Annotated in this window: 16 protein-coding genes; 1 reads left to right on the top strand and 15 read right to left on the bottom strand. The window is 66.6% G+C overall.

From position 1 onward, the window contains the following. Positions 1 to 53: 53 nt before the first annotated feature. Positions 54 to 1,751 carry an FAD-dependent oxidoreductase gene (locus DEU38_RS03750; protein WP_114718775.1) on the bottom strand — a complete coding sequence of 566 codons (1,698 nt, stop codon included), beginning with the start codon at positions 1,749 to 1,751 and terminating at the stop codon, positions 54 to 56. 224 nt (positions 1,752 to 1,975) lie between these two features. On the opposite strand from DEU38_RS03750, the gene DEU38_RS03745 reads away from it, so the two are divergent. Further along, the gene (locus tag DEU38_RS03745) at positions 1,976 to 2,764 is read left to right on the top strand and encodes an acyl-[acyl-carrier-protein] thioesterase (protein WP_397484294.1); all 789 of its coding nucleotides are present in this window, start codon (positions 1,976 to 1,978) and stop codon (positions 2,762 to 2,764) included. Here DEU38_RS03745 and DEU38_RS03740 read toward each other — a convergent pair whose 3' ends face one another. The 14 genes from DEU38_RS03740 to DEU38_RS03675 form a co-directional block, all read right to left on the bottom strand. Next, positions 2,765 to 2,965 carry a hypothetical protein gene (locus DEU38_RS03740; RefSeq protein WP_114718773.1) on the bottom strand — a complete coding sequence of 67 codons (201 nt, stop codon included), beginning with the start codon at positions 2,963 to 2,965 and terminating at the stop codon, positions 2,765 to 2,767. Positions 2,966 to 3,085: 120 nt separating this feature from the next. Beyond that, entirely contained in the window at positions 3,086 to 7,045 is a 3,960-nt protein-coding gene (locus DEU38_RS03735) for a DNA-directed RNA polymerase subunit beta' (RefSeq protein ID WP_114718772.1), read from the bottom strand. Positions 7,046 to 7,166: 121 nt separating this feature from the next. After that, on the bottom strand, positions 7,167 to 10,673 hold the full coding sequence (gene rpoB, locus DEU38_RS03730) for a DNA-directed RNA polymerase subunit beta (protein WP_114718771.1): 3,507 nt from the start codon (positions 10,671 to 10,673) through the stop codon (positions 7,167 to 7,169). 342 nt (positions 10,674 to 11,015) lie between these two features. After that, the gene (locus DEU38_RS03725) at positions 11,016 to 11,813 is read right to left on the bottom strand and encodes a mammalian cell entry protein (protein WP_147283451.1); all 798 of its coding nucleotides are present in this window, start codon (positions 11,811 to 11,813) and stop codon (positions 11,016 to 11,018) included. 57 nt (positions 11,814 to 11,870) lie between these two features. Beyond that, positions 11,871 to 12,497, bottom strand: a complete 627-nt coding sequence (locus tag DEU38_RS03720) for a mammalian cell entry protein (protein ID WP_114718769.1) — start codon at positions 12,495 to 12,497, stop codon at positions 11,871 to 11,873. Positions 12,498 to 12,537: 40 nt separating this feature from the next. Next, positions 12,538 to 13,788 (bottom strand): MlaD family protein, encoded by a 1,251-nt coding sequence (locus DEU38_RS03715; protein WP_114718768.1) that lies wholly within the window; start codon positions 13,786 to 13,788, stop codon positions 12,538 to 12,540. Further along, the gene (locus DEU38_RS03710) at positions 13,788 to 15,026 is read right to left on the bottom strand and encodes an MCE family protein (protein ID WP_114718767.1); all 1,239 of its coding nucleotides are present in this window, start codon (positions 15,024 to 15,026) and stop codon (positions 13,788 to 13,790) included. Before DEU38_RS03710 ends, DEU38_RS03715 begins: the two co-directional genes overlap by 1 nt. 11 nt (positions 15,027 to 15,037) lie before the next feature. Next, on the bottom strand, positions 15,038 to 16,285 hold the full coding sequence (locus tag DEU38_RS03705; RefSeq protein WP_114718766.1) for an MCE family protein: 1,248 nt from the start codon (positions 16,283 to 16,285) through the stop codon (positions 15,038 to 15,040). 1 nt (position 16,286) lies between these two features. Next, a complete protein-coding gene (locus tag DEU38_RS03700) occupies positions 16,287 to 17,294 on the bottom strand; it encodes an MCE family protein (RefSeq protein ID WP_114718765.1) in 1,008 nt (335 codons plus the stop codon). After that, complete coding sequence (locus DEU38_RS03695; RefSeq protein WP_114718981.1) at positions 17,291 to 18,355, bottom strand: MCE family protein; 1,065 nt, start codon at positions 18,353 to 18,355, stop codon at positions 17,291 to 17,293. Before DEU38_RS03695 ends, DEU38_RS03700 begins: the two co-directional genes overlap by 4 nt. A gap of 8 nt (positions 18,356 to 18,363) precedes the next feature. After that, positions 18,364 to 19,701, bottom strand: coding sequence for an MCE family protein (locus DEU38_RS03690; protein WP_114718764.1), 1,338 nt, complete (start codon positions 19,699 to 19,701; stop codon positions 18,364 to 18,366). Beyond that, positions 19,698 to 20,558, bottom strand: a complete 861-nt coding sequence (locus DEU38_RS03685) for an ABC transporter permease (protein WP_114718763.1) — start codon at positions 20,556 to 20,558, stop codon at positions 19,698 to 19,700. Before DEU38_RS03685 ends, DEU38_RS03690 begins: the two co-directional genes overlap by 4 nt. A gap of 4 nt (positions 20,559 to 20,562) precedes the next feature. Then, positions 20,563 to 21,357, bottom strand: a complete 795-nt coding sequence (locus tag DEU38_RS03680; RefSeq protein WP_114718762.1) for an ABC transporter permease — start codon at positions 21,355 to 21,357, stop codon at positions 20,563 to 20,565. A gap of 11 nt (positions 21,358 to 21,368) precedes the next feature. After that, the gene (locus tag DEU38_RS03675) at positions 21,369 to 22,418 is read right to left on the bottom strand and encodes an ABC transporter ATP-binding protein (protein ID WP_114718761.1); all 1,050 of its coding nucleotides are present in this window, start codon (positions 22,416 to 22,418) and stop codon (positions 21,369 to 21,371) included. Positions 22,419 to 22,503 lie beyond the last annotated feature (85 nt).

Raw genomic sequence — 22,503 nt, 5'->3', positions numbered from 1 at the left:
AACCGGGCGTGTACGCCCTCCCGACGAAGCTACCCGCGTCGGGGCGACGACGGTCAGTTACCGAACAGACCCCGCCGCTTGCGCCCGACCGCCACCATCTCCGCGGTGTCGGTCATCATCTTCACCCGGGGCCTCCCCGAGGCCAGGCCCCGGCGGCGTTCCGCCTCGTCGATGGCCTCCCACCCACGGCGCGAGATCCGCTCCGGCCGGCGGCGCGCCAGCAACTTGGACAGATCCTTCCGGCCCAATGCCGGTGCGGGCAGGCGCTTCGCCTCGAAGTCCTCGACGATCCGCGCGACCGTCTCCTTGGCGCACGTCTTGTTGGTGCCGATGACGCCGCTCGGACCACGCTTGATCCACCCGGTCACGTACACGCCGTCGAGCGTCTCGCCGGCTCCGACGACCACGCGGCCGCGATCGTTGGGGATCACCCCGCGGCGCTCGTCGAACGGCACTCCCGCGAGCGGCCGTCCGCGGTAGCCGATCGAACGTAGCACCAGCGCCGCCTCGATCCGTTCCGTCCGATCCGTCGGGCGGGCCGCGAGCGCACCGGATGCGTCCTCGACGAGCTCGTTGGCCACGACCGTCACGCCGTCCGCACGCTCGGTGCCGTGAATCTCGTTGGGAGAGAGCAGGTATCGGAAAACGATCCGCTTGTTGTCCGGATTCGCGGTCCGCTGCGCGAACTCCTGCGCCAGACGCACCTTCATCGCGACCGCGGGTTCCACCGCGCCCGCATCGATCAGCGCCTGCGACTTGTCGTCCAGTTCGACCTCGGTCGGATCGATCACGACGTCGACACCCGGCAGGTCACCGAGCGCCAGGAACTCCGGGGTGGTGTACGCGGCCTGCGCCGGTCCACGGCGACCGAGGAGCACGACCTCGCGAATATTGCTCTTACGCAGCGCCGCCAGCGCGTGGTCGGCGATGTCCGTCCTGGCGAGATCGTCGGGATCCATCGTGAGGATGCGTGCGACGTCGACTGCGACGTTGCCGTTCCCGACGATCACCGCCCGCTCCCCCGACAGATCGAACGCCCGGTCCGCGTAGTCCGGGTGCCCGTTGTACCAGGCCACGAATTCGGTGGCGGCGTGGCTGCCGGACAGGTCCTCGCCGGGAATCCCGAGTGCGCGATCGCTCGAGGCGCCGACCGCGTAGATCACCGCGTGGTGATGGGCCAACAGATCGGCGTGGGTGACATGGTTGCCGACCTCCACGTTGAGGTGGAACTGGAATGCGTCGCGACCGAGCGACCAGTCGAACATCTCGGTGACGACCTTGGTCCCCGGATGGTCCGGTGCAACACCGGCGCGGACCAGGCCCCACGGCGTCGGCAGCTTCTCGAACATCTCCACCTCGACGTCGGAGCGCTTCAACAGCTCCTCGGCGGCGTAGCACGCGGCCGGACCGGCTCCGACGATCGCGACCCGCAGCGTGCCCAGGTCGCGTACCGGCGGGGTGGCCGGCGTGAGCGGGATCCATCCCGACGGCAGCGGGTGCCGCGTGTAGTAGTCGGCGTTGATCTCCCGGTAGCGGGACAGCGACTCGGTCAGCTGGTCCTCGGGGAAGATCGCGTTGACCGGGCACGCGTCGACGCAGGCACCGCAGTCGATGCAGGCCTGCGGCTCGATGTAGAGCATCTCGGTGGTCGCGAACTCTGCTTCCTCGGGCGTCGGGTGGATGCAGTTCACGGGGCACGCCGAGACGCAGCTCGCGTCGTTGCAGCACGCCTGGGTGATGACGTAGGCCATGTTCGATTCCCGTTCTTCGTGCCACACCAGACGTGATGCACGCCCGCTGCCGTCGCCGATGTGACGGCCTTCATGTGACGTAGAGTTACAGCTACAGGACTGTACTAGGACCGATGATGCCGAACAAGCATCACCACGCGAATCGTGTGACGCCCCGCCGACGACCTGCCAGAATCGCTGGCGACACCCGCCGAACCGAGGGAACCAACGTGCCTTCCGAGCAGATCGTCCCCACCGCGCAGCCCGTCACCACAGCGCAGCCCGTCACCGCAGCGCACAGCCTCGCGCCCGCCCCTCCGCACGGACAGGGGTTCGCGACATCGCGGCCCATCCGGACCGGGGACGTCGACACCGCCTACCGACTCAGACTGGACGGGATCGCCCGCTACCTGCAGGACATCGGCACCGACAACCTCGCCGCCCACGGATTCGACCGGACCGACCCCCTGTGGATCGTGCGCCGAACCGTGATCGACGTGCGCCGGCCGGCGGTCTGGCCCGACCGGATCCACCTGCGGCGTTGGTGCGCCGCACACTCCACCAGATGGTCGGCGATGCGCGTGCAGATGACCAACGACAAGGACGCACTGATCGAGACCGAGGGATTCTGGATCAACATCGGGACCGACACCGGCATGCCGGCCCGCATCAGCGAGCAGCTACTCGCCGACCTCAGCCGCACCACCGACGAACACCGGCTCAAGTGGAAGCCGTGGCTGTCCGCCACCCCGCCCGACACCGACGAGGACGACCGCACGTTCCACCTGCGGGCAACCGACATCGACCCGTTCAACCACGTCAACAACACCACCTACTGGCACGTGGTCGAGGAGTACCTCACCGACCGCCCCGATCTGCTCGAGCCCCCGTACCGTGCCGTCGTCGAGCACCTGAGCCCGATCCTCGCCCGCGACCACGTCCGTATCCGCACCCGCGACGACGGCACCACCCTGTCACTGTGGTTCCTCGTCGCGGACGAGGTGCGGGCCGTGGCCCGCGTGGAGAAGCTGTAGCTAGAACACCTTCTTCGCGACCACCGCGAGGCCGGCCAGAACCAGCGTCACGAGCAGCGCGGTGCCGAATCCGGTGAGCCACCACAGCACGCCGAACACGACGATCACGGGCGCCGCGACGATCAGCGCGATGGTGGGGCTCTCCCTGACGACCTCGAGAGCCGACTCGGCCTTCACTCGGTCGATCTTCTTGCCAGCCATGTCGTCCTCCGAAGGGTCTGATCGGTCCGATTGTGCGGCGCGATCTCTCCTCCCCAGAATGCACGAAGGTCCCGCCCCCTGCATCGGGGACGGGACCTTCGAGTCAGACGTTCCTACCGGCTAGCGGTAGTCGGTGCCGAAACCGTAGTCGTCCAGCGGAACAGCAGCGCCAGTCCCGGTGCCGAAGCCTTCCGGGCTGTAGTACTGATCGTCGTACGACGGAACCGCGTAGGCGGCAGCCCGTGCCTCTTCGGTGGGCTGAACCTGGATGTTCCGGTACCGGTTGATGCCGGTGCCGGCCGGGATCAGCTTGCCGATGATCACGTTCTCCTTCAGACCGATCAGCTTGTCCGAGCGGCAGTTGATGGCCGCATCGGTCAGCACGCGAGTGGTCTCCTGGAACGACGCGGCGGACAGCCACGAGTCGGTCGCCAGCGATGCCTTGGTGATACCCATCAGCACCGGACGGCCGGCCGCGGGCTCGCCACCCTCGGCGACGACGCGACGGTTGGACGCCTCGAACTCCGCGCGCTCGACGAGCGAGCCCGGCAGGAACTCCGTCGCACCCGAGTCGATGATCGTGACGCGACGCAGCATCTGGCGCACGATGACCTCGATGTGCTTGTCGTGGATCGACACACCCTGGCTCCGGTACACCTCCTGGACCTCGTTGACGAGGTGGATCTGCACCTGACGGGGGCCCATGACACGCAGCACCTCGTGCGGGTCGGCAGCACCTTCCATGAGCTGCTGTCCGACGTCCACGTGGTCGCCGTCCGCCAGCAGACGCTCGCTGCCGTCGTCGTGCTTGAACACGCGCAGACGCTGACGCTTCGAGAGCTTGTCGTAGACAACCTCTTCGCCACCGTCGTCCGGAACGATGGTGATCTTGTAGAAGCGATCGCCGTCCTCGAGCTGCACCCGACCGGTGACGTCCGCGATGGGCGCCTTGCCCTTCGGGACACGAGCCTCGAACAGCTCCTGGACACGCGGCAGACCACCGGTGATGTCGGCGGCGCCCGCCGCACCACCCTGGTGGAACGTACGCATGGTCAGCTGGGTACCGGGCTCACCGATCGACTGCGCGGCGACGATACCGACGGCCTCGCCGATGTCGACGAGCTTGCCGGTCGCCATCGAGCGGCCGTAGCAGGTGGCGCAGACGCCGGTCGCCGTGGTGCAGGTGAGCACCGAGCGAACCTTGACCTGCGTGATGCCTGCCGCGAGCAGCGCGTCGATCGCAGGATCGCCCAGGTCGTGGCCACGCTCGACGACGACGTTGCCGTTCTCGTCGACCGCGTCCGCGGCGAGGGTGCGGGCGTACGTCGAGGTCTCGACGTGCGCATCGCGGATGATCGCGCCGTCGGCCTGCTTCTCGGCGATGTGCGTGATGATGCCGCGCTCGGTGCCACAGTCGACCTCGCGGACGATGACGTCCTGCGAGACGTCCACCAGACGACGGGTCAGGTAACCCGAGTCGGCGGTACGGAGCGCGGTATCGGCCAGACCCTTACGAGCACCGTGCGTGTTGATGAAGTACTCGAGAACCGTCAGGCCCTCCTTGAAGGAGGACTTGATCGGACGCGGGATGAACTCACCCTTCGGGTTCGTCACCAGGCCCTTCATACCGGCGAGCGAGCGAACCTGAGTCATGTTGCCGGCCGCGCCGGACTTCACGATCATCGGGATCGGGTTGTCGTCGGGGAAGTGCGCCTCCATGGCCTTACCGACCTCGTCGGTGGCCTCGGACCAGATCTTCACGAGAGCGCTGTTGCGCTCGGCGTGGTTGAGAGCACCGCGCTGGTACTTCTTCTCGATCTGATCGGCCTGCGCCTCGAACTGCTCCATGATCTGGGGCTTCTCCGGCGGCACGAGGACGTCGGAGATCGAGACCGTCACGCCGGAACGGGTGGCCCAGTAGAAGCCGGTGTCCTTGAGCTTGTCGACGGTCTGCGCGACCACGATCATCGGGTAGCGCTCGGCGAGATCGTTGATGATCGTCGCCTGACGCTTCTTCGGCATCTGCTCGTTGACGAACGGGTAGTCCGCCGGCAGCAGATCGTTGAACATGACGCGGCCGAGAGTCGTCTCGGTGGTCCAGGCGTCGCCGTAGCTCCAGCCCTCGGGGAACAGCTCCGCCTCGGCCTCGCGCGACGGACGCTGATGCGTCAGACGCACCTTGATCTTCGCCTGCACGGACAGCACGCCACGATCGACGGCCATCTGAGCCTCGGCCGGCGACGAGTACACGCCCTGCTCCGCCTGATCGGTGGTGGCCGGCTGGTACTCGCCGATCGCACCCTCGACCTCGCGGGTCAGGTGGAACAGACCGGTCACCATGTCCAGACGCGGCATGGCGAGCGGGCGACCCGACGCGGGCGACAGGATGTTGTTCGAGGACAGCATCAGGATGCGGGCCTCGGCCTGTGCCTCCGCCGACAGCGGCAGGTGCACTGCCATCTGGTCACCGTCGAAGTCGGCGTTGAACGCCTCACACACCAGCGGGTGCAGCTGGATGGCCTTGCCCTCGACGAGCTGCGGCTCGAACGCCTGGATGCCCAGACGGTGCAGCGTAGGTGCACGGTTGAGCAGCACGGGGTGCTCGTTGATGACCTCTTCGAGGACATCCCACACCTGCGGGCGCTGACGCTCGACCATGCGCTTCGCGGACTTGATGTTCTGCGCGTGGTTCAGGTCGACCAGACGCTTCATGACGAACGGCTTGAACAGCTCGAGCGCCATCAGCTTCGGCAGACCACACTGGTGCAGCTTGAGCTGCGGACCGACGACGATGACCGAACGGCCGGAGTAGTCGACGCGCTTACCGAGCAGGTTCTGACGGAAGCGGCCCTGCTTGCCCTTGAGCAGATCGGACAGCGACTTCAGCGGACGGTTGCCCGGACCCGTGACGGGCCGGCCACGACGACCGTTGTCGAACAGCGCGTCCACGGACTCCTGCAGCATCCGCTTCTCGTTGTTGACGATGATCTCGGGGGCACCGAGGTCGATCAGTCGCTTGAGGCGGTTGTTGCGGTTGATGACGCGGCGGTACAGGTCGTTCAGGTCGGACGTCGCGAAACGGCCACCGTCGAGCTGAACCATCGGACGCAGCTCCGGCGGGATAACCGGGACAGCGTCGAGCACCATGCCCATGGGCGAGTTGCCGGACATCTGGAACGCCGCGACGACCTTGAGTCGCTTGAGCGCACGCAGCTTCTTCTGGCCCTTGCCGCTGCGGATGGTCTCGCGCAGAGACTCCGCCTCGGCCTGGATGTCGAAGTTGCGCATCAGGATCTGGATGGACTCTGCGCCCATCGCGCCCGTGAAGTACTCGCCGTAGCGGTCGACCAGCTCGCGATACAGGCCCTCGTCCACGATGAGCTGCTTGACGCTCAGCTTGGTGAACGTGGTCCAGATCTCGTCGAGGCGGTCCAGCTCGCGCTGCGCGCGGTCACGGAGCTGACGCATCTCGCGCTCGCCGCCGTCCTTGACCTTGCGGCGCACGTCGGACTTGGCACCCTCGGCCTCGAGCTCGGCGATGTCGGCCTCGAGCTTCTGCGCGCGGGCCTCCAGGTCGGCGTCCCGCTGGTCGGCGACGGTCTTCTTCTCGACCTCCATCTCGGCCTCGAGCGTGGAGAGCTCGTTGTGACGCAGCTCCTCGTCGACACCGACGATGACGTAGGCAGCGAAGTAGATGATCTTCTCGAGATCCTTCGGAGCCAGGTCCAGCAGGTAACCGAGACGGCTCGGAACACCCTTGAAGTACCAGATGTGGGTCACCGGAGCGGCAAGCTCGATGTGGCCCATGCGCTCACGGCGCACCTTCGCGCGGGTCACCTCGACGCCGCAGCGCTCGCAGATGATGCCCTTGAAGCGGACACGCTTGTACTTACCGCAGTAGCACTCCCAGTCCCGGGTGGGGCCGAAGATCTTCTCGCAGAAGAGGCCGTCCTTCTCAGGCTTGAGCGTGCGGTAGTTGATGGTCTCCGGCTTCTTGACCTCGCCGTAGGACCAGTTGCGGATGTCCTCCGCGGTCGCCAGACCGATGCGGAGTTCATCGAAGAAGTTGACGTCGAGCACGTAACTTCCTTTCCCCAGAGGGATTGTGGATCAGCGGGTGAGATCCGCTTTTCCTGACTGCCAATTCAAATGTGCTCTAGCGCCCCCGGGCCGTGCTCACACACGGCCCGGGGACCGAAAACTAGTTCGCGAGATCGTCCACGGTCGCGGCCTCGTTCCGGGACAGGTTGATGCCCAGGTTCGCGGCGGCACGCTCGAGGTCCTCGTCGTCGCCGTCGGCCATCGCGATGGCTGCGCCGTCCGAGGACAGCACCTCCACGTTGAGGCACAGCGACTGGAGCTCCTTGAGGAGCACCTTGAAGGACTCGGGGATGCCCGGCTCGGGGATGTTCTCGCCCTTGACGATGGCCTCGTACACCTTCACGCGGCCGACAACGTCGTCCGACTTGATGGTGAGCAGCTCCTGCAGGGTGTAGGCGGCGCCGTACGCCTGCATCGCCCAGCACTCCATTTCACCGAAGCGCTGGCCACCGAACTGGGCCTTACCGCCGAGCGGCTGCTGGGTGATCATCGAGTACGGACCGGTCGAACGCGCGTGGATCTTGTCGTCGACCAGGTGGTGCAGCTTGATGATGTACATGTAGCCGACCGACACCGGGTACGGGAACGGCTCGCCGGAGCGACCGTCGAACAGCGTCGCCTTGCCGTCCGACCCGACCATCTGCTCACCGTCACGGTTGGGCAGCGTGGCACCGAGCAGACCGGTGAGCTCGTCCTCCTTGGCACCGTCGAACACCGGGGTGGCGATGTTCGAGTCGGCCGGTGCGGACAGCATCTCCTCCGGCAGGTTCTCGGCCCAGTCGGGGCGAGAGCCGTCGGCGGCGATCTGCACGTTCCAGCCGGTCTTGCCGATCCAGCCGAGGTGCGTCTCGAGCACCTGACCGATGTTCATACGACGCGGAACACCGTGGGTGTTCAGGATGATGTCGACCGGGGTGCCGTCGGGCAGGAACGGCATGTCCTCCTGCGGGAGGATCTTGCCGATGACGCCCTTGTTGCCGTGGCGGCCGGCGAGCTTGTCGCCGTCCTGGATCTTGCGCTTCTGAGCCACGTACACGCGGACCAGCTCGTTGACGCCCGGAGGCAGATCGTCGTCGTCCTCGCGCGAGAACACGCGGATGCCGATGACCTTGCCGGACTCACCGTGGGGAACCTTGAGGGACGTGTCGCGAACCTCGCGGGCCTTCTCACCGAAGATCGCGCGCAGCAGGCGCTCCTCCGGGGTCAGCTCGGTCTCGCCCTTCGGGGTGACCTTGCCGACCAGGATGTCGCCGTCACGGACCTCGGCACCGATGCGGACGATGCCGCGCTCGTCGAGATCGGCGAGGACCTCGTCGGAGACGTTCGGGATGTCCCGGGTGATCTCCTCGGCACCGAGCTTGGTGTCGCGGGCATCGATCTCGTGCTCCTCGATGTGGATCGAGGTGAGCACGTCCTCCTCCACGAGGCGCTGCGACAGGATGATCGCGTCCTCGTAGTTGTGGCCCTCCCACGGCATGATCGCCACGAGCAGGTTCTTGCCGAGCGCCATCTCACCGTTCTCGGTGCAGGGGCCGTCGGCCAGGACCTGACCGGTCTCGACCCGCTGGCCCTCGTCCACGATCGGACGCTGGTTGGCGCACGTGCCCTGGTTGGAGCGCGCGAACTTGCGCAGACGGTAGGTCTTGCGGCTGCCGTCGTCGGCCATCACGGTGACGTAGTCGGAGGAGACCTCCTCGACCACACCGGCCTTCTCGGTGACGATGACGTCGCCCGCGTCGACCGCGGCACGCAGCTCCATGCCGGTACCGACCAGCGGGGACTCGCTGCGGACCAGCGGCACGGCCTGACGCTGCATGTTCGCGCCCATGAGGGCACGGTTGGCGTCGTCGTGCTCGAGGAACGGAATCATCGCGGTCGCGACGGAAACCATCTGACGCGGCGAGACGTCCATGTAGTCGACGTCCGACGAGGACACGTACTCGACCTCGCCACCCTTACGGCGGACGAGGACGCGGTCCTCGGTGAAGTGTCCGGCCGAGTTGACGGGCGAGTTGGCCTGCGCCACGACGTGGCGGTCCTCCTCGTCCGCGGTCAGGTAGTCGACCTGGTCGGTGACCTGGCCGTCGACGACCTTGCGGTACGGGGTCTCGATGAAGCCGAACGGGTTGACCCGCGCGTACACCGACAGCGAACCGATCAGACCGATGTTCGGACCCTCAGGGGTCTCGATCGGGCACATGCGGCCGTAGTGCGACGGGTGGACGTCTCGCACCTCGAGGCCGGCGCGCTCACGGGACAGACCACCGGGGCCCAGCGCCGACAGACGACGCTTGTGGGTCAGGCCTGACAGCGGGTTGTTCTGGTCCATGAACTGCGACAGCTGGGAGGTTCCGAAGAACTCCTTGATCGCGGCGACGACCGGGCGGATGTTGATCAGGGTCTGCGGCGTGATCGCCTCGACGTCCTGAGTCGTCATGCGCTCGCGGACGACGCGCTCCATGCGGGACAGGCCCACGCGGATCTGGTTCTGGATGAGCTCGCCCACGGTACGCAGACGACGGTTGCCGAAGTGGTCGATGTCGTCGACCTCGACGGGAACCTCGACGCCGCCGGGGGCGGTCATCGTGGTGTCACCGGCGTGCAGGCGCACCAGGTACTCGATCGTGGCGACGATGTCTTCCTCGGTGAGGGTCGACGCCTCGACGGGCAGGCCGGTGTTCAGGCCCAGCTTCTTGTTGATCTTGTAACGGCCCACGCGAGCGAGGTCGTAGCGCTTGTCCTTGAAGAACAGGTTCTCCAGGAGGGTCTGCGCGCTCTCCTTCGTCGGCGGCTCGCCCGGACGCAGCTTGCGGTAGATGTCGAGCAGCGCCTCGTCGGTGCCGGCGGTGTTGTCCTTCTCGAGCGTCGCCATGAGGATCTCGGAGAAACCGAAACGCTCGGTGATCTGCTCGGTGGTCCAACCCAGTGCCTTCAGCAGCACGGTGACCGGCTGACGGCGCTTGCGGTCGATACGGACACCGACGGTGTCGCGCTTGTCGACGTCGAACTCGAGCCAGGCACCACGGCCCGGGATGACCTTGACGCTGTGCAGGGTCTTCTCGGTGCTCTTGTCGATGGTGTCGTCGAAGTAGACGCCCGGCGAGCGGACCAGCTGCGACACGACGACACGCTCGGTGCCGTTGATGATGAACGTGCCCTTGTCGGTCATCATCGGGAAATCACCCATGAAGACCGTCTGGCTCTTGATCTCACCGGTGTTGTTGTTGATGAACTCCGCGGTGACGAACAGCGGCGCCGCGTAGGTCATGTCCTTGTCTTTGCACTCGTCGACCGAGGCCTTGACCTCGTCGAAGCGCGGGTCCGAGAAGGACAGGGACATGGACCCCGAGAAGTCCTCGATGGGCGAGAGCTCGGCCAGAATTTCTTCGAGGCCACCCGTGACTGCACCGTCGCCGCGAGCGGCTGCGCGCTCACGCCAGCCCTGCGAGCCGATCAACCATTCGAACGAATCGGTCTGTAGATCGAGGAGCCCTGGGACTTCGAGGGGCTCGCGAATTTTCGCGAACGAGACCCTCTTCGGGGCTCCGGGGATTCCGGCAACTGCCTTGGTCTGGCTAGAGACTGCCAAGATGCGTCCTTCCAGCACCTCACGCGGGCCGCTCTTGCTGGTGCGACCGCCGCTGTATCTGCTTCTTCATGTGGGGCGAATTCGCTGGTTACAACCCGAACGAAACCTCGCCACAGGAGCAGGAAGTGGAACACTTCGCCACAGTGAGGATGAGAGGTGGACAGGAGGCAGCCAGCGCAACGTCCAAAAGTACACCCAAACTCAGTAGATGTCGAGCCGGGCAGCAGAAAGGACACCCGTCGCGGGCGCCGCACGCGTGATACCGCGTGAATGTTCACGCATAGAGTGACGCGTGATCATCGCCGCGTCAAGCCCAGATCTCGGCGTTTCGATCTCCGACTGCGGGGAGCGCCCGCGGAGTCACGAGTTCTCGACACCGGACAGCAGCCACTGACCGTCTACCTTCTCCATCCTCAGAATCACCGGCCCGGCTGTGCTGCCCGCCGCCACGCCGTTGTTCTCGACGCTCACGATCAAGTTGGCCAGCACCTCGGCCCGATTCTCGTCGAGAAGCATGACTCCCACGTTCGTGACCTGCGCTGCTGTGTCCGACCGAGCCTGCTTGACGATGTCGATCGTCGTGCCGATTGTCCGATCGAACTCTGCCTTCATCCCGTCCGTCATCACTGCGCGCGCCGTGTCGGGGAACTGGTCGATCGAATCAGCACTATAGACGGTCACGGCCGTCAGCGCCTTCTCCGCCGCGGCCGCGACCTCCGACGTCGCGCCGACGTCGAGGAACGCGCGATTGGACGTTCCGCCGTCGCGGGTCATCATCGCGGCGACGCCCGCGAACGCCGCCAGCACCGCCGCCGCGACACCCATGATCACGACCGAGCGCCAGCGCAGCCGGTCCGTCCACCGACGCCCACCGGCGTCGGATGCACCGCCCGTCTCGGGCTCGGGACCGTCCTCCTCGGGTTCGCTACCGGCAGGCCCGGAAGACGCGGACGACGCGGGCGCGGGTGCTTCGACAGCAGATTCCTCGAGAGCAGGCTCGGCAGGCTCCTTCACGAGCAACACGCTCGCATCCGGTTCCTTCACCGCATCCTCGATCGGGGCCGCCGGGGACGCCGACCGGGGCGCCGAACTGCCCGCGACCTTGGGACGACGCGCGGCCGACGGGGACACCTTCGGATTACGACGAATGGGAGGCACTGATGGAACTCCTTCCAGCGACCGAACGAGAAACGTCGGCACGGCTGCTGAGACGGTCTACTGTCCGCCGCTCTGCGGATCGGTCGCCTGATCTTCCTGCGTGGGTGCCGGTGCGGGCGCGGCCGGGCGCGGCGTCCCCGGATCGATCACCACGGGCTCACCGAGGTTGCCGGCGTCGGACGCCTTCCAGGTGTCGCCGTCGCGCACGAGACTCATCCGCATCGTGATCTGCCGCTTCACCGGCGTCTCGAGATTCGGCATCGCGGTCGAGGTCTCGACGACGAGAATCGCGTCCGCGGTGCCGTCGTCCACATTGAGCGACGTCAGGGCGGCCCGCAGGACCCGCCCCTCACTCTTGGCCCCCGACGCGGCGGCGGCGGCGGTCATGTCCTCCCGCGTCTTCGCGAGATCGTCCATGAGCGACCCGGTGATCGACGACTCGAGGTCGGAGAACGACTTCTCCATGTCGGCGGCGTCGTACGAGTTGAGGTTGACCGCCGCCTGCCGGGCATCGGACAGGGCCGTGTCGCGCGCATCGGCGGTCGACCTGCCGGACGCGGCCTTCGCCCACCCGATTCCGAAGAAGATCGCTGCTGCCAGCGCGCCGACGAGGAGCACGCACACCACCACAGTGGCAGCGACGAGCGTGTTGTTCTTCGTGGGCGCGGTCGTGGTCTCCGTCACACGGCAACCTTACTCTTGGGTAACGAATGCTTGCCCGAGGCTACCGCGCCGGCACGACGCCCATGAGGGTCGCGATCTGCGTGGCGATCGGGTTCAGATTCAGCTTGTCGGGGTCGACCTTAGGCGTGCTGTCCCACGGCTGCGGGGTCTGCGGGTCGGCGTAGATGATGCGTTCGGCGCTGCGGACACCCGTCGGATTGCCCTGTTCGACGGCGCATCGCGCGTTCGCGTTGAACGGGAAGTTGTCGACGGTGTCGTCGAAGTTCGGGTTCTGCGCGCGCATCTGCGCGAGGATCTCCTGCGTGCCCTCGTAGCCCTGGGTGCACGGCACCGGATTGTTGGTCTCGAGGACCAGACCGAAGTGGATCGTGCCGTCACCCGGTGCCACCGCCGACGCACCCGCCGACAGCGCCGGCAGGAACTGGAAGAAGGGCTGCAGCGCGATGAACGTCGGCGAGACCGTCGTGAGGGTCGTCGAGAGGTTCGTGAGGTTCGCGGTCAGGGCGTCGCCACTGTTCGCGACGAGCTTCCCGACCGTGTCCGTCGCGTCCGTGCCGGTGCCGATGAGCCGTCGCACGTCGGGATCGCTCGACTTCAGCTGGGCGGCGATCTGTTCGAGGCCGTCACTGAAGGCTCGGATCGAACTCGCCTGCTCCGCCTGCGTGTCGAGCACCGTCCGACCGTCGCTGATGAATGTCAACGTCTGCGGCAGCGCCTCGGTCGCGGTCTCGGTGAACCGGCCGAGCGAGTCGACCAGCACCTGCAGGTCGCCGCCCTTCCCGCTGAACGCGTTCCCCAGTTCGACGACGGCCGTGTGCAGCGAGTCGGTGGGCACCGAACGGGCCAACCGGTCCACACTGCCGATCAGGTCCTCGACCGGGATGGGCGTCGCCGTGTTGGGCTCGAGGATCTTCGAGCCGTCGGTGAGGAACGGGCCCTCGTCGGTGTCGGGCTGCAGATCCACGTACTGCTCGCCGATCGCCGACCGATTCGCGACGACAGCCTTCGCCGATGCCGGGATCTTCGGGGCCGCGTTGTCGATCATCAGCGCGACGGACACGCCCTTCTCGGTCAGCGTGAGGTCCCCGACCCGGCCGACCGGCACACCGCGGTAGGTCACCTCGGCGTTGGTGAAGATGCCACCGGAGTGCGCGAGTTCCGCGTCCACCTGGTACTCACCGAAGCCCAGCAGCGTGTCGAGCCGCACGTACTTGGCGCCGACGTAACCGATACCGAGCACGGCGACGACGATGAACGCCACCAACTGCCACCTGGCCAGACGCGAGACCATTACTCACCCACCCCCAGCTGCTTCAGGAACGCATCGAACGGATTGACCGGAGCATTCGCCGGCGCCGACACCGCGGGGACCGGCGCGGGGACCGGATTCGGCACGATCGGCGGCAACGGCACGATCGACACCGTCGGCCATCCCGGGCGCGGCCCGTTGCCGTTGTAGTACGGGTTGCTCGGATCGACGGGAACCGGCGGGCCGTACTGGGGCGGGTAGTAGACGGGGTCCGGCTTCCCGACACCGAGGTTCGACAAGGTGTCACCGATCTGCAGATCGATCGACAGGAACACGTTGGCCTGGCCGCCGTGGATCGACGGGATGATCGTGTCCGGGAAGGGGAACGTCGGGACGAGCGGCGCCGACGTGATGATGTCGGGGGCCGCCTCACCCAGCTGCTGCAACGTGGGACGCAGCGCGCGCAGGTCCGTGATCAGGTCGTCCTTGGAACGGTTGATGACGTCCGCGCCGACCTGACCGAGCCGGTCGACCTGGCCGAGCATGTCCACCAGTTGCGGACGCTGCTCGGCGAGGATCTCGACACCCTGCGGCAGCTCGTCGAGGATCTTCTCGAGCTTCGTCGTCTGATCCCCGACCCGCGCGCTGAGGGTGTCGAGGCCGTCGAGCGCGGTCGTGATCGAGTCGCGCTGCTCCTCGAGACCGGCGATCAACGTGTTCGCCTGCTCCAGGAGTCCCCGAACCTTCGTCTCGCGGCCGTCGAGCGCCTTCTCCATCTCCGAGATGATGGGCTGCAACTGCGCGACGCCGCCACCGTTGAGCAGCAGCGACATGGCACCGAGCACCTGCTCGATGTCGGTGGCGTGGCGGGTGCGGTCCACCGGGATCGTGGCGCCGCTCGCCAGCCGCTCCGGCGACGGATTCTGCGTCGGGGCCGAGATCGCAATGAATTTCTCGCCCAACAGATTCGACTGCTGAACCTCGGCGACCGCATTGGCCGGCAGATTCACCGAGCTGTTCACGAGGGTGTCCACCTGCGCGGTCCAGCCGTCCGACGCCACCTCGATGTTCTCGACGCGTCCGACCGGGACGCCGTCGACCTTCACGGTCGACTGCGGCACCAGATCGAGGACGTCGTCGAACTCGATCTTCAGTCGCATCGGGTCGCTGCCGATGTCGGCGCCACCGGGCAACGGGATCGAGTAGATACCGCCCGAACCGCATGCACTCACCGTCAGCGCGACGACACACGCTCCTGCAGCCACCGCCGCGGCCCTCATCCGCCCGATTCTCACGGCGTGCCCCCCTGCAGTTGCGTTCCGCCACCCAGCCGCGGCGACGGCGTGCCCGGAACCGTCCCGGGAGCCGCGCCACGCTGCAGATTGTCGCCGCTGAGGATGCCGAGCGGCAGGTTCAGCGTCGGTGTCTTTACGCCGGCGGTCATCTGATCGGTGATGGCCTTGCAGTTGTCGATCAGCGGCTTCATCTGCCGGCCGAGCGCCTCGAACTCCGGGTCCCCGGGCTTGAGCTTGGCGACGTCGATGAGCTTGCAGCCCAGGCCGAACGGGTCCTGCAGGTCCGGCAGGTCCACGCGCATCTGCAGCGTGCCCGACTCCGCGTCGTGCGTGTTGACCAGGTTGCTGATGGCGAGCGGAATCGTCACCAGCGCCTCCGCGAGCGAATCGCGCTGGTCGGCGACGGTCTGGGTGACCGTGGTCAGGCCCTCGATGTTGCCCTGCAGCAGTTCCCGGTTGTTCTCGACGAACCGCGCGACGTCGCCGAGCGCGAGCGAGACCTGATTGAGCGCCAGGCCCAGGTTCTCCTTCTCCCCCGCCAGGAAGCCGCTGAAGTCCGCGAGCTGGGTGTTGAACTGGCGCACCTGCGCGTCGTTGGCGGCGAGGGCACTGACGAACACCTGCAGGTTCTTGACGGTGTCGAAGATGTCGGCACGCGAGTCGGACAACGTGCGTGCCGCCGCCGACAGCTGCGTGAACGTGTTGCCGAGCGCGTCACCGTTGCCGTCGAGGTTCGCGGCAGCGGTGTCCACGAGGTTCGACAGCGCGCCGTCCTTGTTGGCGCCGTTCGGTCCCAGCGCCTCCGACAGTTCGGTCACGCTCGCGTACAGCTCGTCGACCTCGACCGGCGTGGTCGTCCGGTCACGCTCGATCGTCGCGTCGCGGGCCAACTTCTCGCCGCCCGTGTAGGCGGGGGTCAGCTGGATGTACCGGTCGGAGACCACCGACGGCGTCACCTGGGCGGCCTTCACATCGGCCGGGATGTCGACCCCGCGGTCGACAGTCATGACCACCTGCACCTGCTCGCCCTGCGGCACCACCGAGTCGACCGAGCCGACCTTCACGCCGAGGACCCGGACGTCGGAGCCCTCGTAGATGCCGACGGACTTGTCGAAGTACGCGGTGATCCTGGTGGTGCCGGCGTTCTGGAACACCCACCACAGGACACCGACCGCGACGACGGCGACCGCCGCGATCAGCGCCACCGGGATCCACTTGCGGGTCCGAGCCCGCGCCTCACTCATCTCAGTTGCCCCCCAGGGTGCGCAGCGGCTCACGGTATCCGGGGATGTCCGGCAGGCCCGGCGGGGTCAGGTTGGTCACGACCGAGTCGAACCATCGTCCGTTGCCGAGCACGTTCGCGTAGATCCGGTAGAACGGCGCCGCCAGTTCGAGCGCCTTGCTCACGTTCTGCTGGTTCTGGTTGAGGATGTCGATCGCACCCTGCAACTGCGTGAGCGCCGGGGTGATCTGAGCCTCGTTGTCGGCAACCAGACCGGTGAGTTCCCGCGACAGCGTCTGGGTGCTGGTGAGCAGCCGACCGATCGCCTGCTGGCGGGTGTTGAGCTCGGCGAGCAGCGTGCCACCGTTCGCGAGCACCTTCTCGAACTCCTGATTGCGGTCCGCGAGGATCTGCGACGTCTGCTTCGTCGCCTCGAACAGCTGCTTGAGCTCCTGGTCGCGCTTCGCGACGGTCTCCGACAGCCGCGTCACGCCGTCGAGCGAGCCGCGGATCTCGTCGGGCGTGCCCGCGAACGACTGCGACAGCACCTCGAAACTCGACGCCAGCTGCGTCGTGTCGATCTCGGCGAGCGTCGTCGCGGCGTCGCCGAACGCATCGATCACGTCGTACGGCGACGTGGTGCGCTCGAGCGGGATCCGCACACGCGGATCGGCGACCTCGGTGCCCCGCGGGTCGAGCGCGAGATACTTCTGGCCGAGGATCGTCTTGATCTGGATCGACGCGGTGGTCTGGTCGCCGATCCAGGCGTCCTTCGTCTGGAACGACACGAGCACGCGGTCACCGTCGAGTTCGACGCTCGACACCTTGCCGACCTTCACACCCGCGACCCGCACCTCGTTGCCGGGCTTGAGCCCGGCCGCCTCGGAGAACTCCGCGGTGTACCGGTTCGCGGCCCCGATGATCGGCAGGCTGTCGAGGAAGAACGCCGACATGGTCGCGAGCAGGATGACGACGATGCCCAGGGCACCGGTGACCGCCGGATTGCGCTTCCTGGTCTCGTAGCTCGTCACTGGCCACCGTCCGCGTAGCACCGGGGAGCCGCGTTGGTGTAGATCGGCTGGTTGATCGTCGGCAGGTTCGACGGGATGTTCAGCTGGGGAGCTGTACCGGGACCGGCGACGACGTCGATGCCACACAGATAGAACTGGAACCACGAACCGTAGCTGCCGGCTCGACCGAGCTTCTCCATCTTGATCGGCAGGTTCGTGAGCACCTTGTTCACGTCGTCGGATCTCTCGTTGATGTGCCCGGCGAGCGTGTTGAGGCCCGCGATCGAGCCCTGGATCGACGGTCGGGTGGGCACCAGCAGGTCGGCGGTTGCGCTGGTCAGGTCCGCCAGCGACTGCACCGACTGTCCGATCACGCCGCGGTCCGCGGACAGCCCGCTCACCAGACGCTCGGTGTTGACGATCAACTGATCGACCTGTTCGTCCCGCTTGTTGACGGTGTCGAGCACGACATTGAGGTTGGTGATCAGGTCGCCGATCACCTTGTCCTTGTCCGCGATCGTGTTCGTCAACGACGCGGTGTTCGCCACTAGCTCCTCGATGGTGCCGCCCTCCCCCTGGAACACCTGGATGATCTGGTACGACAGCTTGTTGACGTCATCGGCGCTGAGCGTCTGGAACAGCGGCCGGAACCCGTTGAACAGCGTCGTCAGGTTCACTGCGGGCTTGGTGCGATCGAGTGGGATCGTGTCCCCGGCCGTCATCTTGTAGCCCTGCTGTCCGGTCCCCTGTTCGAGCGCGATGTAGCGCTGTCCGACCAGGTTCCGGAACCGGATGGTCGCGGTCGTGCTCGCGGGCAACCAGTCACGGTCCGTCACCGCGAACTCGACCTGCGCCTCACGGTCGTCGACGATCTCGATCTTGGTCACCTGGCCGACCCGGACGCCGGCGATGCGGACCTCGTCGCCCTTGTTGAGCGACGTGACATCGGTGAACCGCGCGCTGAACTTGGTTCCCCCGCTGGAACTGGTGTTCGCGATGGTCAGCGCGAGCACGCCGGTCGCGAGAATCGTCACGAGCGCGAAGATCACGAGCTTGGTGAGCGGGGCAGCCACCCCTCGCAGCTGTCGCTTCACTTGATGCTCACCTCTTTTCCACGGAGCGCGGGGGCACCGATCATGGTCGTCCAGGACGGCACGTCCTCCGGCGCGATGCCGGCGGCCTCGCCGTACACGACGGCCAACGTCTGGCGTTCGAGCGGTGACCCGGCGAACGTGGCCGGAGCGGTGGTCGCGGGCAGCACCGAGAACTGCGGAACCGCCACATCGGGAAGGTTCTGGTCACCCGCGTTGCGGGTCGGCACCTGGTACGAGCCGTCGTGGATCGAACCACCGGGGTACTGCCCGATGTCGGTGCCCAGCGGCGGCGCCTCGTAGCAGCGCGGACCGCGGGTGTCGATCAGGCGCGGCTCGTCCTGGTTGGGCAGGTACCGGCCACGGGGATTGACGAGCTCGATCGTGGCGCGGGCACCCGGGTTGGGCGAGTGCTCGCCGGTGATCGCACCGGAGCGCGCCATCACGTCGGCGAAGTTCGCGAACGTGCAGCCGAAGGTCCCCGAGAACCTCGCCAGGATCTCCAGCGCCTCCCGCGAGTCGCCGGCGATGGAGATCAGCGAATCCCGGTTGGTCGTCAACAGGTCCGCGGTGCTCGATCCCGTCGCCGTCACCGACGCCATCAACGCATCGATGGAGCTGCGTTCCTGCACCACCGTGGCGTTCGTGGTGCGCAGGTTGTCGAGCGCGTCGATCAGCTGCGGCGCCGCATCCGAGTAGGTCTGGGTGAACGTCGCGAAGCTCTGCAGTCCGGCGGTCAGGTCCGGCATCCGGGTGTTGACGCCGGCGAAGATCGTGTCGAGCTGGTCGAGCGTCACCCCGAGCTGTTCGCCGCGGCCGTCCAGCGCCTGCGACAGCGCACCGAGGGTCGAGGCCAGGCTCTCCGGCGGGATGGCCTGCAGCAGCGGCAGCAGACCGTCGAGCATCTTGCCGAGCTCGACGGCGTTGCCGCTCTTGTCCTGGTAGATGGTCTCGCCGGCCGCGATCGAGTCGGGACTCGGGTTCTCCGGGATGACGAGGTCGACGTACCGCTCGCCGAACAGCGTCTTGGGCAGCAGACGAGCGGTGGTGTTGGACGGGATCAGCTCGGCCTTGTCCGGGTCGATCGCCATCACCGAGGTGACCTTGCCGTTCTCGGTCGACGCGCCACGCACCTCACCGACGATCAGACCGCGCACCTTGACATCGGCGTTGCGCGGGAGCGCGTTGCCGACGGTGTCGGTGACCAGGTCGACCTTGACGACGGGTGTGAACGTCTTGTTGTAGCTGGCGATGGTCCCGCCGACGAACAGAGCCAGGACCAGGAAGAAGGCAACTCCCAATACCCTGCGGCGCAGCTTCGACGTGCTCTCGATCATCCGGCCACCCTCACCGTGGTCGTCGTGCCCCAGATGGCGAGGCTCAGGAAGAAGTCCAGGACGGCGATGGTGACGATGGCGGTACGCACCGCGTGGCCGACCGCGACACCGACGCCGGCCGGGCCGCCGCGGGCATGGAAGCCGTAGTAGCAGTGGATGAGGATCAGGACGAACGCGAACACGAGCACCTTGCCGAAGGACCACAGAACGTCCTCGGGAGGCAGGAACAGATTGAAGTAGTGGTCGTACGAGCCGGACGACTGCCCGTTGAACACGGTCGAGACCACCCGCGAAGCAAGGTAGGCGGCGAGCAGGCCGACGATGTACAGCGGAATCACCGCGATGAAGCCGGCGATCATCCGGGTGGTGACGAGGAAAGGCACACTGGGCACGGCCATCACCTCGAGCGCATCGATCTCCTCCGAGATGCGCATCGCGCCGAGCTGCGCGGTGAAACCACAGCCGACCGTGGCCGACAGTGCCAGCGCCGCGACGATCGGCGCGATCTCACGGGTGTTGACATACGCCGACAGGAAGCCGGTCAGCACCGAGCTGCCGATCTGGTCGAGCGCGGCGAACCCCTGCAGGCCGACGACGACGCCGGTGAAGCCCGACATCATCACGATCACGCCGATGGTGCCGCCGATCACCGCGAGCGCGCCGCTGCCGAACGTGACCTCGGCCAGCAGCCGCAGCATCTCCTTGCGGTAGCGACGCAACGTCCGCGGCGTCCACGCAATGGCCCGTGAATAGAACGACATCTGCTCGCCGGCGTTGTCGAGCACGTCGAGCGGTTTGCGCGCCCAGCGGCGCGCACGAATCAGCGCGTAGTCGCCGCGTCCCCTCGCGATCGTCATCCGGTCATGCCCCCTTCGCCGGAACAATCTGCAGGTACACCATCGTCAGAATCAGGTTCGCGAAGAACAGGACCAGGAAGGTGATGACGACCGCCTGGTTCACCGCCTCGCCGACGCCCTTGGGGCCGCCCTTCGGCGTCAGTCCCTTGTAGGCGGCGATCACGCCGGCGATGACGCCGAAGATGGCCGCCTTGACCTCCGCGATATAGAGGTCGGGAAGCTGGGCCAGCGCCGAGAACGACGCCAGGTACGCGCCCGGAGTGCCACCTTGGAGGATGACGTTGAAGAAGTAGCCGCCGGCGATACCGACGACGGACACGAGCCCGTTGAGGAGCACCGCGACCAGCACCATCGCGAGAACGCGTGGCACGACGAGTCGCTGGACGGGATTGATGCCGAGCACTTCCATCGCGTCGATCTCCTCACGGATGGTCCGTGAACCGAGATCGGCGGTGACGGCGGAACCGGCGGCACCCGCGATCAGCAGTGCGGTCACGATCGGACTGCCCTGCTGGATGACCGCGAGCACGCTGGCGGCACCCGTGAACGCTTCGGCTCCGAGCTGTTTGATGAGCGAGCCCGTCTGGAGAGACACGACGGCACCGAACGGGATGGCGACCAACGCGGTCGGCAGGATCGTCACACTGGCGATGAACCAGGCCTGTTCGATGAATTCCTTGAACTGGAACGGCCGCTTGAACGTGTTGCGAACCACGTCGACGAACAGCTGGACGATGTTGCCGGCCTGCGTCAGTGCCCCGGTGACCGGCTTCATCATCGAAGTTCGGGTGCCCCCCATCCGCCGCTCCCCTATCCGCGCTCGTACGTGGTCTGTCCCAGACCTCCGTCGTCGTACGCGGGAATCACCTGGGTAGCGGCGTCATCTTCCATGCTGGCAATGATGCTCTGCTGCGCCTCGACCGGCAGGGTATGGAGGATCTCGCGGACGCGGGCCTGACGGCGTGCAACGGCCTGGCGGAAGGGCAGACCCGGCGTGGCCTGCATCTGCGGCACGACACCGTAGACGTCGTCGGTGCCGCCGTGGTGGTGGCCGGCGTCGACGAGCGCCTGCTCGTGCGCCATCTGCGCGTCGTCCTTCTCCTCCGACATGCCGATCGGACCGATCTTGCTGCCGTTGAGGAACTGGTGGACCACGGGCTCGTCACTGGTGAGCAGCACCTCGCGGGGACCGAACATCACGAGCTGCTTGCGGAAGAGCATGCCCAGGTTGTCCGGGACCGTGCGGGCCAGGTTGATGTTGTGCGTCACGATCAGAATCGTGGCGTCGATCTGTGCGTTGATGTCGATCAGCAGCTGGCTGAGGTAGGTGGTGCGGACGGGGTCCAGGCCCGAGTCCGGCTCGTCGACGAGGATGATCTGCGGATCGAGCACGAGCGCGCGGGCGAGGCCGGCACGCTTGCGCATACCGCCGGAGATCTCGCCCGGCAGCTTTCCCTCGGCACCGACGAGTCCGTTGAGCTCGAGCTTCTCCATGACGATCTTGCGGATCTCGGACTCGGACTTCTTGGTGTGCTCGCGCAGCGGGAACGCGACGTTGTCGTACAGGTTCATCGACCCGAACAGCGCGCCGTCCTGGAAGAGGACACCGAACAGCTTGCGGATCTCGTAGAGCTCACGCGACGAGCACTGGAGGATGTCGGTCCCGTCGATGACGATCGAGCCCTCTTCGGGCCGCAGCAGACCGATCAGCGACTTCAGGAACACGGACTTACCGGTGCCGGAAGGCCCGAGCAGTGCGCTCACCTCTCCGGCCGGCAGCGTGAGACTCACGTCCTGCCAAATCTTCTGTGAGCCGAACGACTTCGTGAGTCCCTCGACCGCTACCTCGACTCCCACCATTACCTCCTGCGTCAAGCATGTCCCCCCACCGTGGGCCCACTGTGGGTTGCGTCACTCTATCGCATCGAAGTGTTATACGTTACGG

Origin of the sequence: Rhodococcus sp. AG1013 (assembly GCF_003350365.1) — a bacterium.
Classification (GTDB): Bacteria; Actinomycetota; Actinomycetes; order Mycobacteriales; family Mycobacteriaceae; genus Prescottella.
The sequence above is the reverse complement of the archived record's forward strand: the minus strand, read 5'-3'. Positions and strand labels throughout refer to the sequence as shown.

Coding starts and splice junctions, on each gene's coding strand:
- DEU38_RS03750 (WP_114718775.1), bottom strand. CDS start 1,751: ATGGCCTACGTCATCACCCAGGCGTGCTGCAACGACGCGAGCTGCGTC.
- DEU38_RS03710 (WP_114718767.1), bottom strand. CDS start 15,026: ATGAGGGCCGCGGCGGTGGCTGCAGGAGCGTGTGTCGTCGCGCTGACG.
- DEU38_RS03690 (WP_114718764.1), bottom strand. CDS start 19,701: ATGATCGAGAGCACGTCGAAGCTGCGCCGCAGGGTATTGGGAGTTGCC.
- DEU38_RS03740 (WP_114718773.1), bottom strand. CDS start 2,965: ATGGCTGGCAAGAAGATCGACCGAGTGAAGGCCGAGTCGGCTCTCGAG.
- DEU38_RS03685 (WP_114718763.1), bottom strand. CDS start 20,558: ATGACGATCGCGAGGGGACGCGGCGACTACGCGCTGATTCGTGCGCGC.
- DEU38_RS03680 (WP_114718762.1), bottom strand. CDS start 21,357: ATGGGGGGCACCCGAACTTCGATGATGAAGCCGGTCACCGGGGCACTG.
- DEU38_RS03705 (WP_114718766.1), bottom strand. CDS start 16,285: ATGAGTGAGGCGCGGGCTCGGACCCGCAAGTGGATCCCGGTGGCGCTG.
- DEU38_RS03715 (WP_114718768.1), bottom strand. CDS start 13,788: ATGGTCTCGCGTCTGGCCAGGTGGCAGTTGGTGGCGTTCATCGTCGTC.
- DEU38_RS03675 (WP_114718761.1), bottom strand. CDS start 22,418: ATGGTGGGAGTCGAGGTAGCGGTCGAGGGACTCACGAAGTCGTTCGGC.